General features: G+C 72.1%; 14 protein-coding genes. 9 read left to right on the top strand and 5 right to left on the bottom strand.

Features of this window, described 5'->3' with window-relative positions; all coding sequences use genetic code 11:
- Positions 1 to 113: 113 nt before the first annotated feature.
- Both ACFYS8_RS32900 and ACFYS8_RS32895 read right to left on the bottom strand, forming a co-directional pair.
- Positions 114 to 758, bottom strand: a complete 645-nt coding sequence (locus tag ACFYS8_RS32900; protein ID WP_387648230.1) for a hypothetical protein — start codon at positions 756 to 758, stop codon at positions 114 to 116.
- 285 nt (positions 759 to 1043) lie between these two features.
- Positions 1044 to 1628: a hypothetical protein gene (locus tag ACFYS8_RS32895; RefSeq protein ID WP_387648227.1), complete on the bottom strand. Its 585-nt coding sequence runs from the start codon at positions 1626 to 1628 to the stop codon at positions 1044 to 1046.
- 668 nt (positions 1629 to 2296) lie between these two features.
- Here ACFYS8_RS32895 and ACFYS8_RS32890 point away from each other — a divergent pair.
- From ACFYS8_RS32890 to ACFYS8_RS32865, 6 genes are all read left to right on the top strand, one after another.
- Positions 2297 to 2650, top strand: coding sequence for a hypothetical protein (locus ACFYS8_RS32890; RefSeq protein ID WP_387648224.1), 354 nt, complete (start codon positions 2297 to 2299; stop codon positions 2648 to 2650).
- Positions 2651 to 3149: 499 nt separating this feature from the next.
- Positions 3150 to 4808, top strand: coding sequence for a histidine ammonia-lyase (gene hutH, locus ACFYS8_RS32885; RefSeq protein ID WP_387648221.1), 1659 nt, complete (start codon positions 3150 to 3152; stop codon positions 4806 to 4808).
- 275 nt (positions 4809 to 5083) lie between these two features.
- On the top strand, positions 5084 to 6061 hold the full coding sequence (locus ACFYS8_RS32880) for a beta-ketoacyl synthase N-terminal-like domain-containing protein (RefSeq protein ID WP_387648218.1): 978 nt from the start codon (positions 5084 to 5086) through the stop codon (positions 6059 to 6061).
- Positions 6062 to 6071: 10 nt separating this feature from the next.
- On the top strand, positions 6072 to 6839 hold the full coding sequence (locus ACFYS8_RS32875; RefSeq protein WP_387648216.1) for an SDR family NAD(P)-dependent oxidoreductase: 768 nt from the start codon (positions 6072 to 6074) through the stop codon (positions 6837 to 6839).
- 200 nt (positions 6840 to 7039) lie between these two features.
- Positions 7040 to 7198, top strand: a complete 159-nt coding sequence (locus ACFYS8_RS32870) for a 4-hydroxyphenylacetate 3-hydroxylase N-terminal domain-containing protein (protein WP_387648247.1) — start codon at positions 7040 to 7042, stop codon at positions 7196 to 7198.
- Positions 7195 to 7839 (top strand): hypothetical protein, encoded by a 645-nt coding sequence (locus tag ACFYS8_RS32865; protein WP_387648213.1) that lies wholly within the window; start codon positions 7195 to 7197, stop codon positions 7837 to 7839. Before ACFYS8_RS32870 ends, ACFYS8_RS32865 begins: the two co-directional genes overlap by 4 nt.
- A 643-nt stretch (positions 7840 to 8482) precedes the next feature.
- Here ACFYS8_RS32865 and ACFYS8_RS32860 read toward each other — a convergent pair.
- Entirely contained in the window at positions 8483 to 9814 is a 1332-nt protein-coding gene (locus ACFYS8_RS32860; protein ID WP_387648211.1) for an NADH-quinone oxidoreductase subunit D, read from the bottom strand.
- 766 nt (positions 9815 to 10580) lie between these two features.
- Between ACFYS8_RS32860 and ACFYS8_RS32855 the strand changes: the two genes are divergently transcribed.
- Positions 10581 to 11564, top strand: a complete 984-nt coding sequence (locus tag ACFYS8_RS32855) for a CapA family protein (protein WP_387648208.1) — start codon at positions 10581 to 10583, stop codon at positions 11562 to 11564.
- Between the two features lie 208 nt (positions 11565 to 11772).
- On the opposite strand, the gene ACFYS8_RS32850 is transcribed toward ACFYS8_RS32855, so the two are convergent.
- Entirely contained in the window at positions 11773 to 12348 is a 576-nt protein-coding gene (locus ACFYS8_RS32850; protein WP_387648205.1) for a flavodoxin domain-containing protein, read from the bottom strand.
- Positions 12349 to 12818: 470 nt separating this feature from the next.
- On the opposite strand from ACFYS8_RS32850, the gene ACFYS8_RS32845 reads away from it, so the two are divergent.
- On the top strand, positions 12819 to 13451 hold the full coding sequence (locus ACFYS8_RS32845) for a hypothetical protein (protein ID WP_387648203.1): 633 nt from the start codon (positions 12819 to 12821) through the stop codon (positions 13449 to 13451).
- Here the strand turns inward: ACFYS8_RS32845 and ACFYS8_RS32840 are convergent.
- Positions 13448 to 14662, bottom strand: a complete 1215-nt coding sequence (locus tag ACFYS8_RS32840; protein ID WP_387648200.1) for an NAD(P) transhydrogenase subunit alpha — start codon at positions 14660 to 14662, stop codon at positions 13448 to 13450. The genes ACFYS8_RS32845 and ACFYS8_RS32840 overlap by 4 nt on opposite strands.
- A 145-nt stretch (positions 14663 to 14807) precedes the next feature.
- Between ACFYS8_RS32840 and ACFYS8_RS32835 the strand changes: the two genes are divergently transcribed.
- The gene (locus ACFYS8_RS32835; protein ID WP_387648198.1) at positions 14808 to 18398 is read left to right on the top strand and encodes a hydantoinase B/oxoprolinase family protein; all 3591 of its coding nucleotides are present in this window, start codon (positions 14808 to 14810) and stop codon (positions 18396 to 18398) included.
- The last annotated feature ends 255 nt before the right edge of the window (positions 18399 to 18653 follow it).

The following is an 18653-nucleotide window of genomic DNA, read 5'->3' as shown; positions in this document are numbered from 1 at the left end:
TGAACTCCTCAAGGTCCTCCCGGACCCCAACCATCTCCCCAGTCGTCACACACCCTCAACGACACAACCCGCCAACGGACACGCCACACCAAAACGGACCTGACCAAGCCCTACTAGGAGTCGTTGCCGCCGAGGAGGACGCGGTAGACGATCCTGGTGCCGTCGGTGCTCACCTCGGTGCAGAGGGCGCGACGGTCGAGCAACCAGCCGTTCGCCTCGCACCGTTGCCGGGGCCGGAGCCGGTCGGCGGCTGCCGCGGTCGGTACGTCGGGTGGGCCCGCCAGGTAGAGCGTGCGCCAGCAGGTGGCGGCGTGGCCGTTGCCGCAGCCCTTGCCGGTGTCGAGGACGGTGTAGCCGGGCGGCGGTTCCGGCATGGCCGTCCGGGACGGGATCCCCGCCTCGTGGAAGGCCACGAGCGCCAGCAGCGGGGTCGCGGCGAGGACGAGGCCCAACTGGCCGTAGAACGCGATGCCCGCCGCCCGGGACCAGCCGGCCGGACGCTCGGTGCGCCGGCCGGCGATCCGCCGGTCCAGCCACAGGCCGATCAGGACGGCCAGTTCGGCGAGCGGCGTGTAGAGCAGGTAGAGCTCGGCCTTGCTGCGCGGGTGCAGCAGGTCGAACGCCACCGCGAGCACCAGCGCCAGCCAGAGCGTCAACGCGGCGGCGACGGCTGCCCGGAGCGGCGTGGGACGGGCGCGCAGCAGCCAGTGGACGAGCGGCAGCAGTGCGAACAGCACCCCGACGACGGCCCACGTCACGATCCCCACGATCCGAAACCCTCCCAGCGGCGGACGACGGCAACCCGGGAAGTCGGACGCCCGGGAAGCGGCCGCCGGTTCCGGCACGACGGGCGCCGGCCGGACAGGGAGGCCGGCGGCTGTGGCCGCGCGACCGGCTTACGGCCTGCGCCCGCGTGGTCATGCGCGTCGAAGCTCCGGTTGAACAAGTCGCCTTGTTCTTCCGGAGCTTCGGGCCGTCACCGGGTGCCCGTGCGGTCGAGCGCCGCTCTCACGTGGTCACCGGATGCTGCGGGGTCTGCGGGGTCAGCCGGTGGTGCTCCAGCTGTGGGCGACGTCGATGACGAGTCGGTTGTCGAGTTGGAAGACCTCGAACGGCAGGCGTGCCCGGACGCCGAGGCCGAACTGGGTCTCGCCCTCCATGCTGCCGGCGAAGCGGGTGTCCACGAAGGTGCGGTGGCCGGTGAGGTCGACGCCCGGGAGCGGGTCGCCCGACCGGGCCGGGTAGACCTTCTGCCAGGTGGAGGGGTCGTAGGAGCTCGCGCCGACGACGATCTCCAGGACGGCGCCGCCGCTCACCGGGATCGGTGTGCCGGAGCCGGCCTGGTAGATGGTGTTGCCGTTCGTGTAGTGCACCCGGTAGGCGAGCGGGTTCTGCGGTGAGGTGCCCGGGACGTCGATCACCAGCCGGTCGAAGCACTCGTGGGTACCGGTGCGGACGTTCGTCAGCGCCTGCGGCTGGTACGGGACGGTCCGGTCCTGCCGGTCGAGGCTGCCCCACACGGCCTGGCAGTCGGTGGTGGCGGTGACGGCCGAGGCCGTCGGGACCGCGGTCGCCGCCACCCCCGCGGCGAGCATCACGGCAGCCAGCGCGGTGGTCCACCGTCGCATGTCGTTCCCCCTATCTGCGCCGGCCCCAGTGGCCGGCCCGCAATAATTCACGCGCTGGCGCGCGGAAAGGTATCGGGCATACGGGAACTGATCCGTTCCGCGCGGCCGGGCGGCCGGTCCACAAACCTGTAGGTCCACGAACACCGCCGGGTAGAAAACCTGACATGTCGACACTTCCCGAGGCCGCCACGCCACCAGGCCGCCGCCGCCGCGTCCTCGCCCTGGGAGCGGCCCTCGCCGCCGCATCCTGGAGCACCCCTCCCGCCGCACTCACCGTCAGGAACGGCAGCACCGTCACCCTGACCCGCACCACGCGGCTGCGCCGCCTCCTCGTCGAGCCCGGCGGCACCCTCGCCACCCCGGCCGGGCAGGTGCTGACGCTCACCGTCGACGGCGTGGAGACCGGCACGGAGCTGACCGTCACGGGCGGCGACCGGGCCGGGATCGCGCCCCGGCGAGTACCGCGGCGGCGTGGTGGTCAGCGGGTGCGAGCAGAACGCCGTGGCCTTCCAGGGCCTCGAGTTTCAGCTCCGGCAGGCCCTGCACGTCACCGCCGACGGGCCGGACGCGGCCAGGTCCGTGCTCGCCGCCCGGCTCGGCGGGCGGGTTGGCCGGTCCGGCGCCGACAGTCTCATCGTCCGGTCCACCGGCGAGGTGTTCCCGGCAACGTGCGCACCATCAACCTGCTGGGCCGGGGCACGACGGCCGCCTACCTCGGCTGCGAACTCTCCTCGGAGGGCTGGGGCGTGCTCTCCAGCGACGTCGGCCAGGACTGCCGGCTGGCGGCCGTCAACAGCCGGGTGACCATCACCGGCCGGTCCGGCTACGGCGCCTACGCCATCGGGGACGCCACCGAACGCTTTCTTGGCTGCGAGTTCGACGTCGCCGACTACGCCGCCGTCGTCCGCGGCGGCACCGTGTTCCGCACCGGGGAGGCCGTGTTCCTGAACAAGGGCCAGGCCGTGCGGATCACCGTGGACGGTTTCGGACGGGCGGCAGGATCGTCGAGGAGCTGCCGATGAGCTCGCCGGCGTTGCCCTTCAAGGTGCACCGGTAGTCGTCGGCCCCCGTGCCCCCGAATCCTGCGGTGGCGCTGCTGGAGAGGCTCACGACGAGGGTCGTGGCGCCCGTGCAGGTGGCGCTCGTGGGCTCGGCGGCCGTGCCTGCCGTGCCTGTTTCGCCCGCCGGGGCGAAGCCGGTCAGCGTTCCGGCGGCCGTCAGGGCGAGTGCGGCGGCCCAGGTCCGGGGGCGGGCTTTCGGTACGGGCATTATTCCTCTTTTCAGAAATTCCGTGCTGGGGCGGATTCGGCGACTGCGAAATCCAGGCCACCCGCCTCTTGTTGCGATGCCATGTTCCGGCTGCGGAGGATTATCGGAACGGGCCGCCGACTTCCAGCCGATGGGGCAATTCTGATGACAAATCATTCGTCCGGGCGACTTTCCCGCAATTAATTTTCCTTCGCGCCGAGCATTCGCCTACGATCGGTCTGCCTGGAAATCTGACGTCGGGAGGGAATTTCCGTGGGTGCGGTGCTGCTGCTCGGCGCGGATTCGCTGAGCGTCGAGGACGTAGCGGATTTCGCCCGCCGACCGGACGGGTGGGACATCAGGCTGGACGAAGCCGCCGAGGACCGGATGGCGGCATCCGCCCGGGTCAAGGACGAGCTGGTCGCGTCGGGCCGGCCCGTCTACGGGGTGACGACCGGCTTCGGCGACAGCTGCGGTCGGCACATCGGCCCGGCCAAGGCCGCAGACCTGCAACGCAACCTCATCGCGGGCCACTTGGCGGGGAACGGCGAACCAGCCCCGGCCGAGGTGGTCCGGGCCACCATGCTGATCCGGGCCAACTGCCTGGCCCGGGGCTACTCCGGCGTGCGAGTCGCCGTGGTGGAGCTGCTGGCCGACTGCCTGCGCGCGGACATCCTGCCGGTGATCCCACAGCGCGGCTCCGTGGGGGCCAGCGGAGACCTCGTCCCGCTCGCCTACCTCGCCGACCTGCTGACCGGCCACGGCACCGCGCTGCACCGGGGCGAGCTTCGGCCCGCCGCCGACGCACTGCGTGAAGCCGGCCTGACTCCACTCCGGCTCGCCCCCAAGGAGGGCCTGGCGCTCATCAACGGCACGTCCTTCATGGCCGGTTACGCCGTCGCCACGATCCGCGCCGCCCACGAGCTGTCCGCCGTCACGGACCTCTGCACGGCGCTCGCCGCCGAGACGCTGGAGGCGAGCACGGCGCCGTTCGAACCCTTCCTCCACCAGCACAAGCCACACCCCGGGCAGTACACCAGCGCCGCGCGGGTCCGCCGCCTGCTGCACGGCTCAAGGCTGGCCGTCCGGCACGAAGACCGGGTCGGCGCCAACCCCAGGCTCGCCGGGGACGGCTACCAACTGCTGCGCTCAGGCCTGCAGGACAGGTACTCCGTCCGCTGCGCACCACACGTCACCGGCGTCCTGAACGACACCCTAGGCTGGGCCGCCGACTGGCTGGACACCGAGATCAACTCCACCAACGACAACCCACTGTTCGACCCCGACACCGGCGAGGTCCACCACGGCGGAAACTTCTACGGCGGCCATGTCGGCCAGGCGATGGACGCCCTCAAACTCGCCCTGGCCAGCACCGGCGACCTGCTGGACCGTCAGACCGCCCTGCTGGTCGACGAGAAGAGCAACCACGGGCTGACGGCCAACCTCATTCGGCCGGTGCTCGACGCGGACTACGAATCGGGCCTTCACCACGGCTTCAAAGCCGCACAGAGCGCCTCCTCCGCACTGGCCGCCGAGGCACTGAAAAACACCATGCCGGCCACGGCGTTCTCCCGCTCCACCGAGTCCCACAACCAGGACAAGGTCAGCATGGCCACCGTCGCGGCCCGGGACGCCTGGCACACCGTCGAACTCGTCCAGCACATCGCCGCCATCACCCTGGCCGCCCTCTGCCAGGCCGCCGACCTGCGCGGCAGCGACCGCCTCGCACCGGCCACCCAAGCGGCGTACGACCTGGTGCGCACCGTCGTCGGATTCCTCGACCGGGACAGGCGGCTCGACACCGAACTCGCCGACCTGGCCGCACTGATCGCCTCCGGCAGGATCGGCGCACTGCTCACCGCCACGGACGGCCACCTGACGGACGAACTGCCCGAGCAGGCAAGGAGGTCCGGTGTCCATGGCCACGCCTGAGCCCGCGCTGTCCGCGCCGCCGCTGTCCGAGTTGCTGGTGCGCGAGACGGTCGGCGCCGTGCTCGGCACCTCCCTGCACGAGTGGCCCGCCGACCGGCCGCTCGCCGAACTTCCGGACGCGATCTACGACAGCCTCGCCCAACTCGAAGTGCTCACCCGGATGGAGCGCGCCCTGCGCCTGCTGCCGCGGCCCGTCGAACCGCACCAGCTCAGCACCGTCGAAGCCATCCACGAGTACGTCGCAGCCGCCCCCGCGCGGCCAGCGGCAGGCATCCGTGAGCACCGCCCGCGTCGCCGGCACCGGAATGTTCCTGGCCACCGGGCTCGGCACCGGCACCGAGCAGGTGTGGCAGGCCGTGTGCCAGGGCGACACGGCCATCGGACGCTGCCCGGACCTGACCGACGTAATCGCCGCCCGCCTGCCCGCCGCCCCCGCCACCGCCGCGCAGCTGATCGAGCAGGCGGGCCGCGGCGCACTGCGGCATGCCGCCCTCGACCCGGCCGCCCTCGACCCGTACGAGATCGGCCTCACGCTCGGCACCAACGCGGAATCGGAACGCCTCTGGTTCGACTACCGCTCGGCGTCCGACGCACACCCGGAGCACCGCGAGCACCATGACCATCCCGCGCACACCTGCGCCGACCGGCTCGGCGCCGTGCTCGGCAGCCGCGGCCCCAAGGCAGTCTTCACCACGGGCTGCATCGCCAACGCCAGCGCCAGCGCCAACGCCATCGGCCACGCGTACGACGTCATCGCCGAGCGGCGCGCCACCGTCATGCTGGTAGGCGGCTACGAGGCACTGAACCTCACCAAGGTGGCGACCTTCGCCAGTTGGAAGGCGATCGACCCCGCGCCGTGCGCCCCGTACGGGCGCAGCGGCGGCCTGAACCTGGGGGAGGCGGTGGCGTTCCTGGTGCTGGAGGCGGAGGAGTCCGCCCGCGTCCGCCGCGCGCCCGTCCACGCGTACGTGCTCGGCTACGGCCTGGCCGGCGACGCCCACCACGTCACCGCCCCGCCACCCGACGGGGCCGGGCTGCGCACCGCGATGCTCGGCGCGCTTGCGGACGCGGTGCTCACCCCCGACGCCGTCGGTTACGTCAACGGCCACGGCACCGGCACCGGCACCCCGGCGAACGACACCGCCGAACCGAGCGCGATGCGGCCCGCCCTGTGGCGGAGCATCGCCACGCCCGAGCGGACCGACGCGTTTCTCGAAGCTCTGCGCCAGCAAGCCCCTGTACCAGCACCATGAGGGAAGTCCGATGGGCCGACTCGACCGCAAGACCGTTCTGATCAGCGGCACCAGCTCCGGCATCGGCCGGGCCGCGGCGCTGGAGTTCGCCCGCGAGGGGGCCAGGGTGGTGGGCTGCGGCCGCGACCCGGAGGCGGCCGACGAGACCGCCCGCCTGGTCAAGGAGGTGGGTGGCGAAATGATCTCGCTCGCGCCCGTCGACCTGTCGGTCCGGGCCGGGGCCGAGGAGTGGGTGGAGTACGCGCTGTGCGAGTACGGCGGCTTCGACGTGCTGTGCAACAACGCCTCGTCGATGCGCAACGCGCCCTTCGACCGGCTCACTCCCAAGGACTGGCACTACACCATTCGCAACGAACTCGACCTGGTGTACCAGTGCACCTCCGCGGCCTGGCCGCACCTCACCAAGCATGGTGGCGTGGTCCTCAACATCGCCTCGATCTCGGGCTCCCGCGGCGCGCTGTTCGTTCAGCAGGGCGCGCACGGTGCGGCGAAGGGCGGCGTGCTCGCGCTGACCCGGCACCTGTGCGGAGCGGGCGGCGCGCACAACATCCGGGTCAACTCGATCAGCCCGGGTCTGATCCGCACCCCGGCCACCGCACCGCACATCGACGACCCGGACGGCGGTGTCCCCGCCCTGCTGCGGACCATCCCGGCAGGCCGGCCGGGCCGCCCAGAGGAGGTCGCCAAGCTCGCGGTGTTCCTGGCCTCCGACGACGCCGCGTACATCAACGGCGCGGACTTCGTGATCGACGGCGGCATCAGCGCGATGGCCGGCTGAGCTCCGCCGCCACCTGACCGACCGACAGGAGACCCACATACCCGACCTCGACGTCGGCCCCACGGCCGTCCGGCCACCGACCGCCGTCGCGCCACCGACCGCCGCCGACCGCCGACCGCCGCCGACCGCCGACCGCCGACCGCCGCCGCGCCACCGAGCGGCCGAGCGCCACTGACCGGCCGAGCACTGCCGCGCGGCCGCTGACCGGCGCGGAGTACCTGGAGAGCCTCCGCGACGGCCGCGAGGTGTGGATCTACGGCGAACGCGTCAAGGACATCACCACCCACCCGGCCTTCCGCACCACCGCCCGCTCCGTCGCCGGGCTCGACGACACCCTGCGCCGTGGTCGGGGGCGATGAATCCGTACCCCCGAGAACCGTCGAACCGCACGACTATCGCGGTCGCCACCACCGAGGGCTACAGCTCGCGCCCCGGCGGAGCCCAGGCCGAACTACTGGCCGAGGTCAACAAGTACGAGAGCGACCGCAACCTGGACCTTGTCCTGACCGAGTTCCGCAACTACCAGCAGGGCATCCTGCCCGCCGGCCCCGGCGCCCGCAGCCTCACCGAGTTCTTCGCCAGCGTCGACGAGAAGCTCGAACCCGCCGCAGCACCGGCACCCCGGACTCAGCGCAGCGACCGGGACGTGCTGAACCTGCTGACCAAACGCGCCAAGACCCTGCACATCGGACCAGCGAACTTCTGCTGGTTCACCGACCCCTCCCGCGCGCTCTGCCTCAAGCTCGCTGGCACCCCCACCGCCGACCGACCATTGGTCGGGATGTGTGACTCCGCCCGCTGCCCGCAGGCCACCCACCACCCCTGCCACCGGCTCGTCCGGGCCGAGCACGCCGCCCGGACGAAGACGTTCCTCGGCGACCTGGGCAAGACCCGCAAAACCGAACACGCCCGCCTGCAGAACGACTACGACCGGGCCATTCGAATCGTCGCCGAGATCGATGCGGCAACCCTCCACCAACCCGATGAGGACTCCGTATGAGGATCACCGCAGACCAGCGCGCCGAGAACGAGAACCGCATCCAAGCCGCCATGGACCGGCTTCTTCGCGGCGAGATCCCGCCCGGCGGGAAATGCGACATCCGAACTGACCACGATCGCCGACACCTTGCGCCCCGCCGTGCAGGTCGACGTGCAGCGACCCCACCGACCTGCGGCTGGAACAGGCATTGCTGCCCCGCGACGCGTTCTTCGGCCCCACCGAGTACGTCCCCACCGGAACGGCCGCGGGCCGGATCGCGGCCGAAATGCTCACCCCCTACCCACCCGGCATCCCGGCCGCAGTACCGGGCGAGCGTCTCAACGAAGCCGTCATCGCCTACCTGTCCAGCGGCCGAAGGGCGGCATGCTCATCCCTGACGCCGCCGACCCCGGCCTGGACAGTATCCGCGTCGCCGTCGAGCACTGATGTCCGCCAGCCGGTACGACCGGGCGTGCACCGTGGGGGCCGGTCCGGCTACGTGTTCGCGGCGACCAATCTCTGCCCACGCACTGGTCGGGCCCCGCCCGCCGTCTGCCGCCCGCCGTCCGCCGCCCGCCGGTCGGACGTGGGGCAGTACCCGGTGCCGCCGGGCGAGTGCGCCCGTTCCGCATGCCGAGCTGACCGCGCCCTGGCGCGGCGGCGCTCACCGGTCGACGCCTCCCATCACCGGGTCGATGCTCGCCACCGCGACGATGACGTCCGCGAGCATGCCGCCCTCGCACATCGCGGCCATCGTCTGGAGGTTGGTGAAGCTCGGGTCGCGGAAGTGCACCCGGTACGGCTGTGTGCCGCCGTCGGAGACGACGTGCACGCCCAGCTCGCCCCTGGCGGACTCGATCGCCGCGTAGGCCTGGCCGACCGGGACCGGGAAGCCCTCTGTCACCAGCTTGAAGTGGTGGATCAGCGCCTCCATGGATTCGCCCATGATCTTTCGGATGTGGTCGAGCGAGTTGCCCAACCCGTCCGGGCCGACAGCGAGTTGGGCCGGCCAGGCGATCTTCTTGTCACCCACCATGACCGGGCCGGGGGACAGCCGGTCCAGGCACTGCTCGACGATCCGCAGCGACTGGCGCATCTCCTCCAGCCGGATCAGGAACCGGCCGTAGGCGTCCGCGGTGTCCGCCGTCGCGACCTCGAACTCGTAGCTCTCGTACCCGCAGTAGGGGTCGGTCTTGCGCAGGTCGTGCGGCAGCCCGGTGGCCCGCAGGATCGGGCCGGTGGCGCCGAGCGCCAGGCAGCCGGCCAGGTCCAGGTGGCCGACGTCGACCAGCCGCGCTTTGAAGGCCGGGTTTCTGGTCGCCAGTTTGTCGTACTCGTGCATCCGCGAGCGCAGCAGCTTCACGCCCTCGCGGATCAGGTCCGGCGCACCCGGGGGCAGGTCCTGCACCACGCCGCCCGGCCGGACGTAGCTATGGTTCATGCGCAGGCCCGTGACCAGCTCGAAGATGTCGAGAATGACCTCGCGGTCCCGGAAGCCGTAGACCATCAGCGTGGTGGACCCGATCTCCATCCCGCCGGCGGCCAGCGCCACCAGGTGCGAGGAGATCCGGTTGAGTTCCATCATCAGCACCCGGATGACGTCGGCCCGCTCCGGGATCTGTTCGGTGATGCCGAGCAGCTTCTCCACCGCCAGGCAGTAGGCGGTCTCGTTGAACAGTGGCATCAGGTAGTCCATCCGGGTCACGAAGGTCGTGCCCTGGACCCAGTTGCGGAACTCCATGTTCTTCTCGATGCCGGTGTGCAGGTAGCCGATACCGCAGCGGGCCTGTTTCACCGTCTCGCCGTCGATCTCCAGGACCAGGCGCAGCACGCCGTGCGTGGACGGGTGCTGCGGACCCATGTTGACGATGATCCGCTCGTCGTCGGCCTGCGCGACGGCGTCGACCACTTCGCCCCAGTTGCTGCCGGTGACGGTGTAGACGCGGCCCTCGGTGGTGTCCCGCGCGCCTGACGACTCGTGCTCGATGCCGCTCATCAGCCGTATGACCTCCTGACCTCCGCTCGGGTCGCCGATCGCCTGATGTGTTCGTGTCACGGAGCGTGATCGGGCACGACAGGACCGCGGCCGTCCGAGCGGGCCGACCCCCGGGCTCCCGCACGGGCGCGACTCGGCGGCTCGGGCTCCTCAAATCCAGGATCGCGTACATCTGCCATGAGCACCCGGCCGGACCGGTGCGTCACACCAGCCACCCGGGCGACAGCCGCCACGCCGCCCGGCTGTGAACTCCTTGGGCGGGCTGCGGCCTGCCGCGGAGGGGGCGCCCGATCTACCGTGAAGGTATGGACAGCACCCAGGTGGCCCCGGGCGTCGGCGCCGGCGGTGACCGGCGGTTCTGGCCAGCGGCCGGGCGGGACTGATTTCTGCCCTGCGGTGTCCAACCGCGGACATGGTCGGCCGGAAGGAGCGAGTCGATGGGTACACCTCCGAACGATCCGGTGCCGCCAAACCCGACACCGGCGCCAGGCCCCGGTGGGCCCGAGCCCGGGCCCGAGCCCGGGCCCGAGCCCGGGCCCGAGCCCGGGCCCGTGCCCGGACCGGTGCCCGCGCCGGGCGGCCCCGACCCGGCACCGCCGGCTCCTCCGCAGCCCGGGCCCGATCCGCAGCCACCCCCTGCGCCCGCGCCGGAACCGGGCCCTTACCCCGGCCCGTTGCCGGGACCTGTACCGGCACCCGAGCCGAGGGCTGGACCAGCCAGGTGACGCCGACGTCCGAACACGGCGAGCGGGAACGGATCGGGAGAATGGCGCTCAAGGTGGCACTGGCCGGTGACACGATGCTCGGGCGTGGCGTCGCCGAGGAACTGCGGCGCTCGCCGACGCCGCAGACGCTGTTCGCCGCCGAGGTGCGGGAGGCACTCGCGGAGGCCGATCTCGTGGTGCTCAACCTGGAGTGCTGCGTCTCCGACCGAGGGCGCCGCTGGCCGGACCCGTGCAAGCCGTTTTTCTTCCGGGCGCCTCCCTCAGCGGCGAGGGTGCTCGCCGAGCTGGGGGTGGACTGCGTGACCCTGGCCAACAACCATGCCCTGGACTACGGCTTCGACGCCCTTGCCGATACCCGTGTCCTGCTGGAGGGCGCCGGTATCCGTACGGTGGGAGCGGGCCGGGACGTCCGGGCGGCCCGGCAGTTCGCGGTGCTGGAGACGGGCGGGGTGCGGCTGGCGGTGGTTGCCGCCACCGACCATCCGGAGGACTACGCGGCCGACGACCAGCGTCCCGGGGTGGCCTGGGCCGACCTCCATGCGGGCGTACCCGACTGGCTCCGGGCGCTGGTGGTCCGGGCCGCGCGGGAGGCCGACATCGTGCTGGTCACCGCGCACTGGGGCCCCAACATGACTTCCCGACCGCCGCGGCACGTGCTCGCGGCGGCACCCCAGCTGCTGGCGGCCGGCGCGACATTGGTGGCAGGGCACTCCGCCCACGTCTTCCACGGTGTAGCCGACCGGATCATCTACGACATGGGCGACTTCGTCGACGACTACGCCGTCCACCCGGCGCTGCGCAACGACCTGGGGCTGCTGTTCCTGGTCACCTTCGACGGACCCGAGCCCGCACGCCTGACCCCCGTCCGGCTGGAGGCACTGCCCCTGTTCCTCGACAACTGCCACACCCGCCTCGCCCACGGCGACGAGTGGGAGTGGATCCGCGGCCGGTTCACCACCGCCTCCGCCGAGCTCGGCACCCACGTGGGCCGACGGGCCGGACGGCTGACGGTCGACTGGAGATGAGTGACGGGGAGGTCAGGCTGGTCGAGGAGAGCCCACACCGCTTCCGTATCGAGCAGTGGGACCGGACGCGAGTACGAGTCGGCCGTCACCGGAGGCAGCACGGGGGTGATCGCCTCGGTGATCTCCCTACGTGAAGCAGGTCGTGTTGTTGGCAACGCAGCCGTTCAAGGGACCTCGGCCCACCTCGGGCGACGGAAACAGGGCCCGGTCATTCCGGCGTGTCACCGGTATGTTCGCCATGTCCTGACAGGCTCCGGCCGATCTCCCGCCCCCAGGCGTCGACCGCGGACCAGTCCCGGTGGTCGCCGTACCGCAGTCCCATCGCCCGGAACTTCACGCGTCCGGCGCGCGTCAGGTGCTCAGGTTCGACGACCCCCGAGAACAGGCGGTGCCCGCGAGGACGGAGTTCGGCGATCAGATCGCCCACCACGTGCTCCTCCTCGCGGGCGGCCAGCGCCCGCCACGGGCCCCGCAGCGCATCCGGCATTCCCACGGTGAACAGCCAGAGATCCCGGCCCGCGAGCAGGCCGGCGTTCGCGCGGACGAACCGCGACGCGGGCGGGAGCCACACCATGTCGTGAACGGCGCTGCCCACCACGTATGCGTCGTACACGCCCGGATCGGCGACAGCGTCAACGGTGAGCGCGTCGACCTCGCACCCCTGCTCCCACAGGCGTGCCGCGAGGCGTTCGGCGATGCTCCGGGTCGAGCCGTGGACACCGGCGTACGCGACGAGCACACGGGCAGCGCCGTACCGGTCGGCGGTCCCCGGGGCAGCGTTCACGTTCACCAGTCTCATCGGCCGGGCATCCGGCCGCGACCATACGCACCCTGGCGCGGCTGGGTCCACCGCACGATTTTCGGCCGCCCCCGTCCCGCTCCACCGGCGTGTGTTGTGCGTGAGAAGACGGGCCTTCGAGCGGGCGGCCAGCTGGCTGGCGGCCCGGCGGTGGAGGAGGGCGGTGACTCTGGGGGGGAGACTCCTGACGCTGCTGGTGATGAAGCCGTCGCCGCTTCTCCTCGTTGAGCCGGGTTCCCGTGCTCTTACGGCGCTTCGTCATATTCGTCGCCGGATCGGAAGCGAATCACCGACCGCCGGGATGCTTCCGCGTGGAGTGGTCGACTGAACTCAGAGCGTGGCGGCCGCCGGTGGCGACTGTCGCCCGATGGCCGCCGAGAGGAAGCTGGTGGGAGGGACTGCGCGACGTGGCCGAGCGGGTGGCCCGATGTTCCGCGCGAGACGGGAGCCGATCGATGTCGGATACCGGTGATGGTGAACTGCTGGATCTTGTCGGCGAATTGGCTGTTCTGGTCCGGCTCGCCGCGGAGGCGCTGGACGGCGCGACCGCGGCGCTGACGGCCGAGGTCGGTGCGGCGGGCGCGGTGGTGCGGTCGGAGAAGGCATTGGCCGAACTGCGCGGGCGGATCGAGGAGGACGCGGGTGCCGTGCCCGCGGGGTTGCGGGCCGTGGTGGTCGGCGTGCAGGTGGGGCGCGAGGTGGAGTGGCTGGGGGTGCTCGCCCAGCGGCTGCTGGAGCTGGCCTGGGCGCGGCAGGATCGCGAGCCGTTTCCGGAGCGGCTGCGCACGCCGCTGCGCGGAATCGCCGAGGCGGCGGTCGGCCTGGTCCGCACGGCGGCCGACGTCCTGGAGCAGGCCGCACCGGAGGGCGTCGCGGACCTGCTGTCGGACGTACCCGAGACGGCCCTGCGGCAGCGTCTGTTGTTCGAGCGGCTGCTCACGGCGAACACACCGGTCGACGCCCGCACCGTCGCCGACCTGGTACTGCTGTCCGGGCACTGCCGGCAGTGCGCGGAGCACGCCGGTGCGATCGGGCGGTGCGCCCTGCTGTTCACCGGCCCCTCGTTGCGGCACGCAGGTCGAGGCTAGGGCGGAGGCGGGCCGACCGCGGCCGTTGCGGCAGCGAGCAGTCGCCGCGTCGCGGCGTGTCGGACGGTTCCGTGGTGAGTCACCACCATGGGGTCCTGCACCGGATCGGTCGGATCGACACGGAGCCCGTCGCGACGGGCCAGGTGGGTCAGCAGCGCCAGCACGTTGTGCGCGTATGCCTCCGAGGCCGTCGCGGGGACTTGGGCGGCGAGCTCGCCGGCGCCGATCACGATCACCCCGTCGCCGACCAGGGTCGTGGCGTCCGGTCCGGCGCACTCGAGGTTGCCCTGCGCCCAGCCGTCCGCAGGAGCGGGCACGTGCGCGGGCCCGGTCGTCAGGTCGACCAGGACCGAGCCGGGCCGCATCGCCGCCACCGCGTCGGTGCGCAGCAGCATCGGCGGATCCCCGCCGGGCACGTCGAGTGCGGTCACCACGAGGTCGTAGTGGGGCACGGCCGCCGCGAGGGCCTCGCTCAGCGCGGAGCGGCGGTGCGCCAGCGTCTCGCCCAGTTCCAGGTCATCGGCCACCGGATCGAGTCCGGGCAGGGCCAGCAGCTCGGCGCCGAGCGCGACGGCCTGCGCCCGCTCGACGCGGCGCAGTTCGACGACCTGTACGCGGGCACCGAGGCGGCGGGCGGTGTCGACGGCCTGGAGCCCGTCGGGCCCGGCGCCGACCACCAGGGCCCGGACCGGTTCGAACGCAGTGTCCTGCGTGCCCCACGGCGGCAGGCAGCGGCCCAGTCGTTCGGCCGCGAGCAGCACCGCCCGGTAGCCGGCGATCCGCGCCTGGGACGCCGTGGCGTCCATCGGACGGGCTGCGGGCAGCCGGGCGTCCGCCAGGTCGAGGCCGATCGCGGTGACCCCGCGGTCGGCCCACTGCCCCACCAGACGGGGGATCGAGGTGGGGCGCAGCAGGGCGATCAGCAGGTGCCCGGGGCGCAGGTCGGGCAGTCGGTCGAGGGCCGGCGGATGCACCCCGATGAGCGCGTCGGCGCGGTGCAACAGCTCGGCGTGTCCAGCGAGTTCGGCTCCGGCCGCGATGAACTCCTCGTCGTGCAGCCAGGCCTGGGCGCCGGCGCCGGGCTCGATCAGGACCGTCAGCCCCAGCTGTCCGGCGGCGGGAACCACGTCGGGCACCAGGGCCACCCGCCGTTCGCCCGGCACGGTCTCCCGGAAAACGCCGAGGACGGTTCGGGGTGCTCCGGTCTCCATGTGCGTCTCACCGCCCTCCGGGACTGGCCGTATGTCCAGTATGTCCTTGATTGCGACCTCGGCTCCCCCGGGCGGATACTCGACGAGGGGCGCCGTCGGGCGCGGCCCGCCGAACCGGCGCCCCGAAGCGGCGGAAGGGGCCGAAATGCCCGGCCGGGGCTGGCAGTTCTGGGTGGACCGCGGCGGCACCTTCACGGACGTGGTCGCGCTGGCCCCCGACGGCCGGCTGCTGACCCGCAAGCTGCTCTCGCACGACCCGGCCCGCTACCGCGATGCGGCCGTCGCCGGCATCCGCGCCCTGCTCCCGTCGGGCGACGGGCGGATCGACTCCGTGCGGATGGGCACCACGGTGGCCACCAACGCCCTGCTGGAGCGGGCGGGCGAACCGACCGCCCTGGTGGTGACCCGGGGCTTCGCGGATGCGCTGCGGATCGGCTACCAGAACCGACCGCAGATCTTCGCCCGGGAGATCACTCTGCCCGAGCCGCTGTACACCCGGGTGATCGAGGTGGACGAGCGGATCACCGCCGACGGCACGGTCCTGCGCCGGCCCGACCTGGACCGGCTCGAAGGCGAGCTGCGCCAGTGCAGGAGGGACGGCATCGGCGCGCTCGCGGTGCTCTGCCTGCACAGCTACCTGCACCCCGCGCACGAGCAGGAGATCGGCCGGCTTGCCGAGCGGCTCGGTTTCGGCCAGGTGTCGCTCTCGAGCGAGGCGAGTCCGCTGATGAGGTTGGTGCCGCGCGGCGACACGGCCGTGGCCGACGCCTACCTCTCGCCCGTCCTGCGGCGCTATGTCCGGCAGGTGGAAGGGGAGTTGAGCGGTGTGCCGGTGATGTTCATGCAGTCCAACGGCGGTCTCGCCGCAGCCGGTCACTTCCGCGGCAAGGACGCGATCCTGTCCGGCCCGGCCGGTGGCATCGTCGGCATGGTGCGGATGTCCCGACTGGCCGGATTCGAGCGGGTGATCGGCTTCGACATGGGCGGCACCTCCACCGATGTGTCGCACTACGCGGGCGAGTTCGAGCGGGTGGTGACCACCGAGGTCGCCGGGGTGCGGCTGCGGGCGCCGATGCTGGCGATCCGCACGGTGGCGGCCGGCGGCGGCTCGGTGCTGCGCTTCGAAGGCGGGCGGCTCCGGGTCGGCCCGGACTCGGCCGGCGCCGACCCCGGGCCGGCCTGTTACCGGCGGGGCGGGCCGCTCACCGTCACCGACGCCAACCTGCTGCTCGGCCGGATCCAGGCCGAGCACTTCCCACGCGTCCTCGGGCCGGACGGCGACCAACCGCCCGATCTCGACCTGGTCCGCCGTCAATTCACCGTTCTGGCCGGCCGGATCGCCGCAGACTCGGGGACGGGCTGCTCGCCGGAGCAGGCCGCGGAAGGCTTCCTGCGGATCGCGGTCGGCAACATCGCCAACGCGATCAAACGGATCTCGGTGCAGCAGGGCCACGACGTCACCAGGTACGCGCTGACCACCTTCGGCGGCGCCGGCGGCCAGCACGCCTGTGCGGTCGCCGAGGCGCTCGGCATCCGCACGGTGCTGGTCCCGCCGATGGCCGGGGTGCTCTCCGCGCTCGGCATCGGCCTGGCCGACACCACCGTGCTGCGCGAGCACGCCGTCGAACGCCTGTTGGAGCCCGAGGTCATGGCGGACCTGCGCGCACTGTCCGAGGAACTGGCGGCGGGTGCCACATCCGAGCTGCGGGAGCAGGGGATCGCGCCGGACCGGATCAGGCTGGCACACCGGGCCCGGCTGCGGTACCACGGCACCGACACGACACTGGACGTCGCACTCGGTGAACTCGGCGACATGGTAAGGGAGTTCGAGCAGCGACACCGAGCCACCTATTCCTTCCTGATGGACCGTCCGATCGTCGTCGAAGCCCTCGCGGTGGAGGCCACCGGCCTCACCGAGCAGCCGGACCTGGGCGCGCCGCAGGTCCACCGGAACGGACCTGCCGTGCTCCCCGCCGTCCGGATGGCCACCGGCGGCCAGTGGTGCGAGGTGCCGCTGCTGCAACGCGAGCGGATGCGCCCGGCCGACACCGTCACCGGGCCGGCCGTGATTGCCGAGGCCGGTGCCACCACGGTGGTGGACGACGGCTGGCGCGCCACCGTCACCCCCGCCGGCCACCTGCAGATCGAGCGGATCGCCGACCGGGCCGGGCCCGCGGTCACCGCCGAGGCAGACCCGGTGCTGCTTGAGGTGTTCAACAACCTCTTCATGGCGATCGCGCAGCAGATGGGAGCCCGGCTGGAGTCGACCGCCCAGTCCGTCAACATCAAGGAGCGGCTGGACTTCTCCTGCGCACTGTTCGACCCGGAAGGCAACCTGGTCGCCAACGCCCCGCACATCCCGGTGCACCTGGGCTCGATGGGCACCACCGTCAAGGAAGTGCTCCGCCGCCGCGGGCCGGTGATGCGGCCGGGCGACTCCTACGCCGTCAACGACCCTTACCACGGCGGCACCCACCTGCCCGACATCACCGTCATCACCCCGGTCTTCGACCCGGCCGGCCGCGAGATCCTGTTCTTCGTCGCCTCCCGCGGCCACCACGCCGAGATCGGCGGAATCACCCCCGGCTCGATGCCGGCGACCAGCCGGGAGATCGAACAGGAAGGCGTGCTCTTCGACAACTGGCTGCTGGTGGCCGACGGCAGGCTCCGCGAGGCCGAGACGCTGCGCCTGCTCACCGACGCGCCCCATCCCTCGCGCGACCCGGCCACCAACCTCGCCGACCTGCGGGCCCAGATCGCCGCCAATCGCAAGGGAGTCGACGAAGTCAACGCGATGATCGAGCAGTTCGGGCTCGATGTGGTCCAGGCCTACATGCGGCACGTGCAGGACAACGCCGAACGGGCGGTACGTGAGGCGATCGGCGAACTCGCCGACGGCTCCTACCGGTACGAGACCGACAGCGGCGCGGTGATCGCGGTACAGATCCGGGTGGACCGCCGCCGGCGCACCGCCACCGTCGACTTCACCGGCACCTCCGCCCAGCTCGACAGCAACCTCAACGCGCCGTCCGCCGTGGTGAACGCCGCGGTGCTGTACGTCTTCCGCACCTTGGTGGCCGACGACATCCCGCTCAACGACGGCTGCCTGCGCCCGCTGCGGATCGTCGTCCCACCCGGCTCGATGCTCGCCCCACACCCACCGGCGGCCGTCGCCGCCGGCAACGTCGAGACCTCACAGGCCGTCACCGGCGCGCTCTACGCCGCCCTCGGCCTCCAGGCCGAAGGGTCCGGCACGATGAACAACCTCACCCTCGGCAACGGCCGCCACCAGTACTACGAAACCATCGCCTCCGGCTCCGGCGCGGGCCCCGACTTCGACGGAGCCGCCGCCGTCCAGACCCACATGACCAACTCACGGCTGACCGACCCGGAGGTCCTGGAGTGGCGACTGCCCGTCCTCCTCGACGAGTTCGCCGTCCGGTCCGGCAGCGGCGGAACGGGCCGCCATCGTGGCGGTGACGGCGTGGTGCGGCGGATCCGCTTCCGCGAGCCGATGACGGTCAGCATCCTGTCGAGCCACCGCCGCGTCCCCCCGTACGGAATGGCCGGCGGCGCACCCGGCGCACTCGGCTCCAACCGCCTGCTGCGCCGGGACGGCACGGTCGAGCCACTGGCCGGCTTCGAGACCGTGCACGTCGAACCGGACGACGTCCTAGAGGTCGAGACCCCGGGCGGCGGCGGATACGGCGAGCCGGAGCCACCGCAACACCGATGACGCCGCATGGGCTGGGACACTTCCCGGAAGGGCTGTGGCCAGTTGGCGCCTCGAGGGAGATCTGCGGGGGCTGGTGACCGCGAGCGCGAAGGGAACTGAGCGGACGGCGACCGACCCGGGCCTGACGGGCCTGTCGCTCCCGAAGCCCGCGTCATGTCCGCCGATTCCGTTGAGGCTCCGCCACCACGTCGATACCTGGGCACTGCGGCCGCAACGACTGCGGTAGCGGGAACCCTTCGAACGACGGGAACAGGG

Source organism: Kitasatospora sp. NPDC004615 (genome assembly GCF_042873545.1).
Lineage (GTDB): Bacteria > Actinomycetota > Actinomycetes > Streptomycetales > Streptomycetaceae > Kitasatospora.
The sequence above is the reverse complement of the archived record's forward strand: the minus strand, read 5'-3'. Positions and strand labels throughout refer to the sequence as shown.

Coding starts and splice junctions, on each gene's coding strand:
- ACFYS8_RS32895 (WP_387648227.1), bottom strand. CDS start 1,628: ATGCGACGGTGGACCACCGCGCTGGCTGCCGTGATGCTCGCCGCGGGG.
- ACFYS8_RS32875 (WP_387648216.1), top strand. CDS start 6,072: ATGGGCCGACTCGACCGCAAGACCGTTCTGATCAGCGGCACCAGCTCC.
- ACFYS8_RS32865 (WP_387648213.1), top strand. CDS start 7,195: ATGAATCCGTACCCCCGAGAACCGTCGAACCGCACGACTATCGCGGTC.
- ACFYS8_RS32860 (WP_387648211.1), bottom strand. CDS start 9,814: ATGAGCGGCATCGAGCACGAGTCGTCAGGCGCGCGGGACACCACCGAG.
- ACFYS8_RS32855 (WP_387648208.1), top strand. CDS start 10,581: ATGGCGCTCAAGGTGGCACTGGCCGGTGACACGATGCTCGGGCGTGGC.
- ACFYS8_RS32845 (WP_387648203.1), top strand. CDS start 12,819: ATGTCGGATACCGGTGATGGTGAACTGCTGGATCTTGTCGGCGAATTG.
- ACFYS8_RS32840 (WP_387648200.1), bottom strand. CDS start 14,662: ATGGAGACCGGAGCACCCCGAACCGTCCTCGGCGTTTTCCGGGAGACC.
- ACFYS8_RS32835 (WP_387648198.1), top strand. CDS start 14,808: ATGCCCGGCCGGGGCTGGCAGTTCTGGGTGGACCGCGGCGGCACCTTC.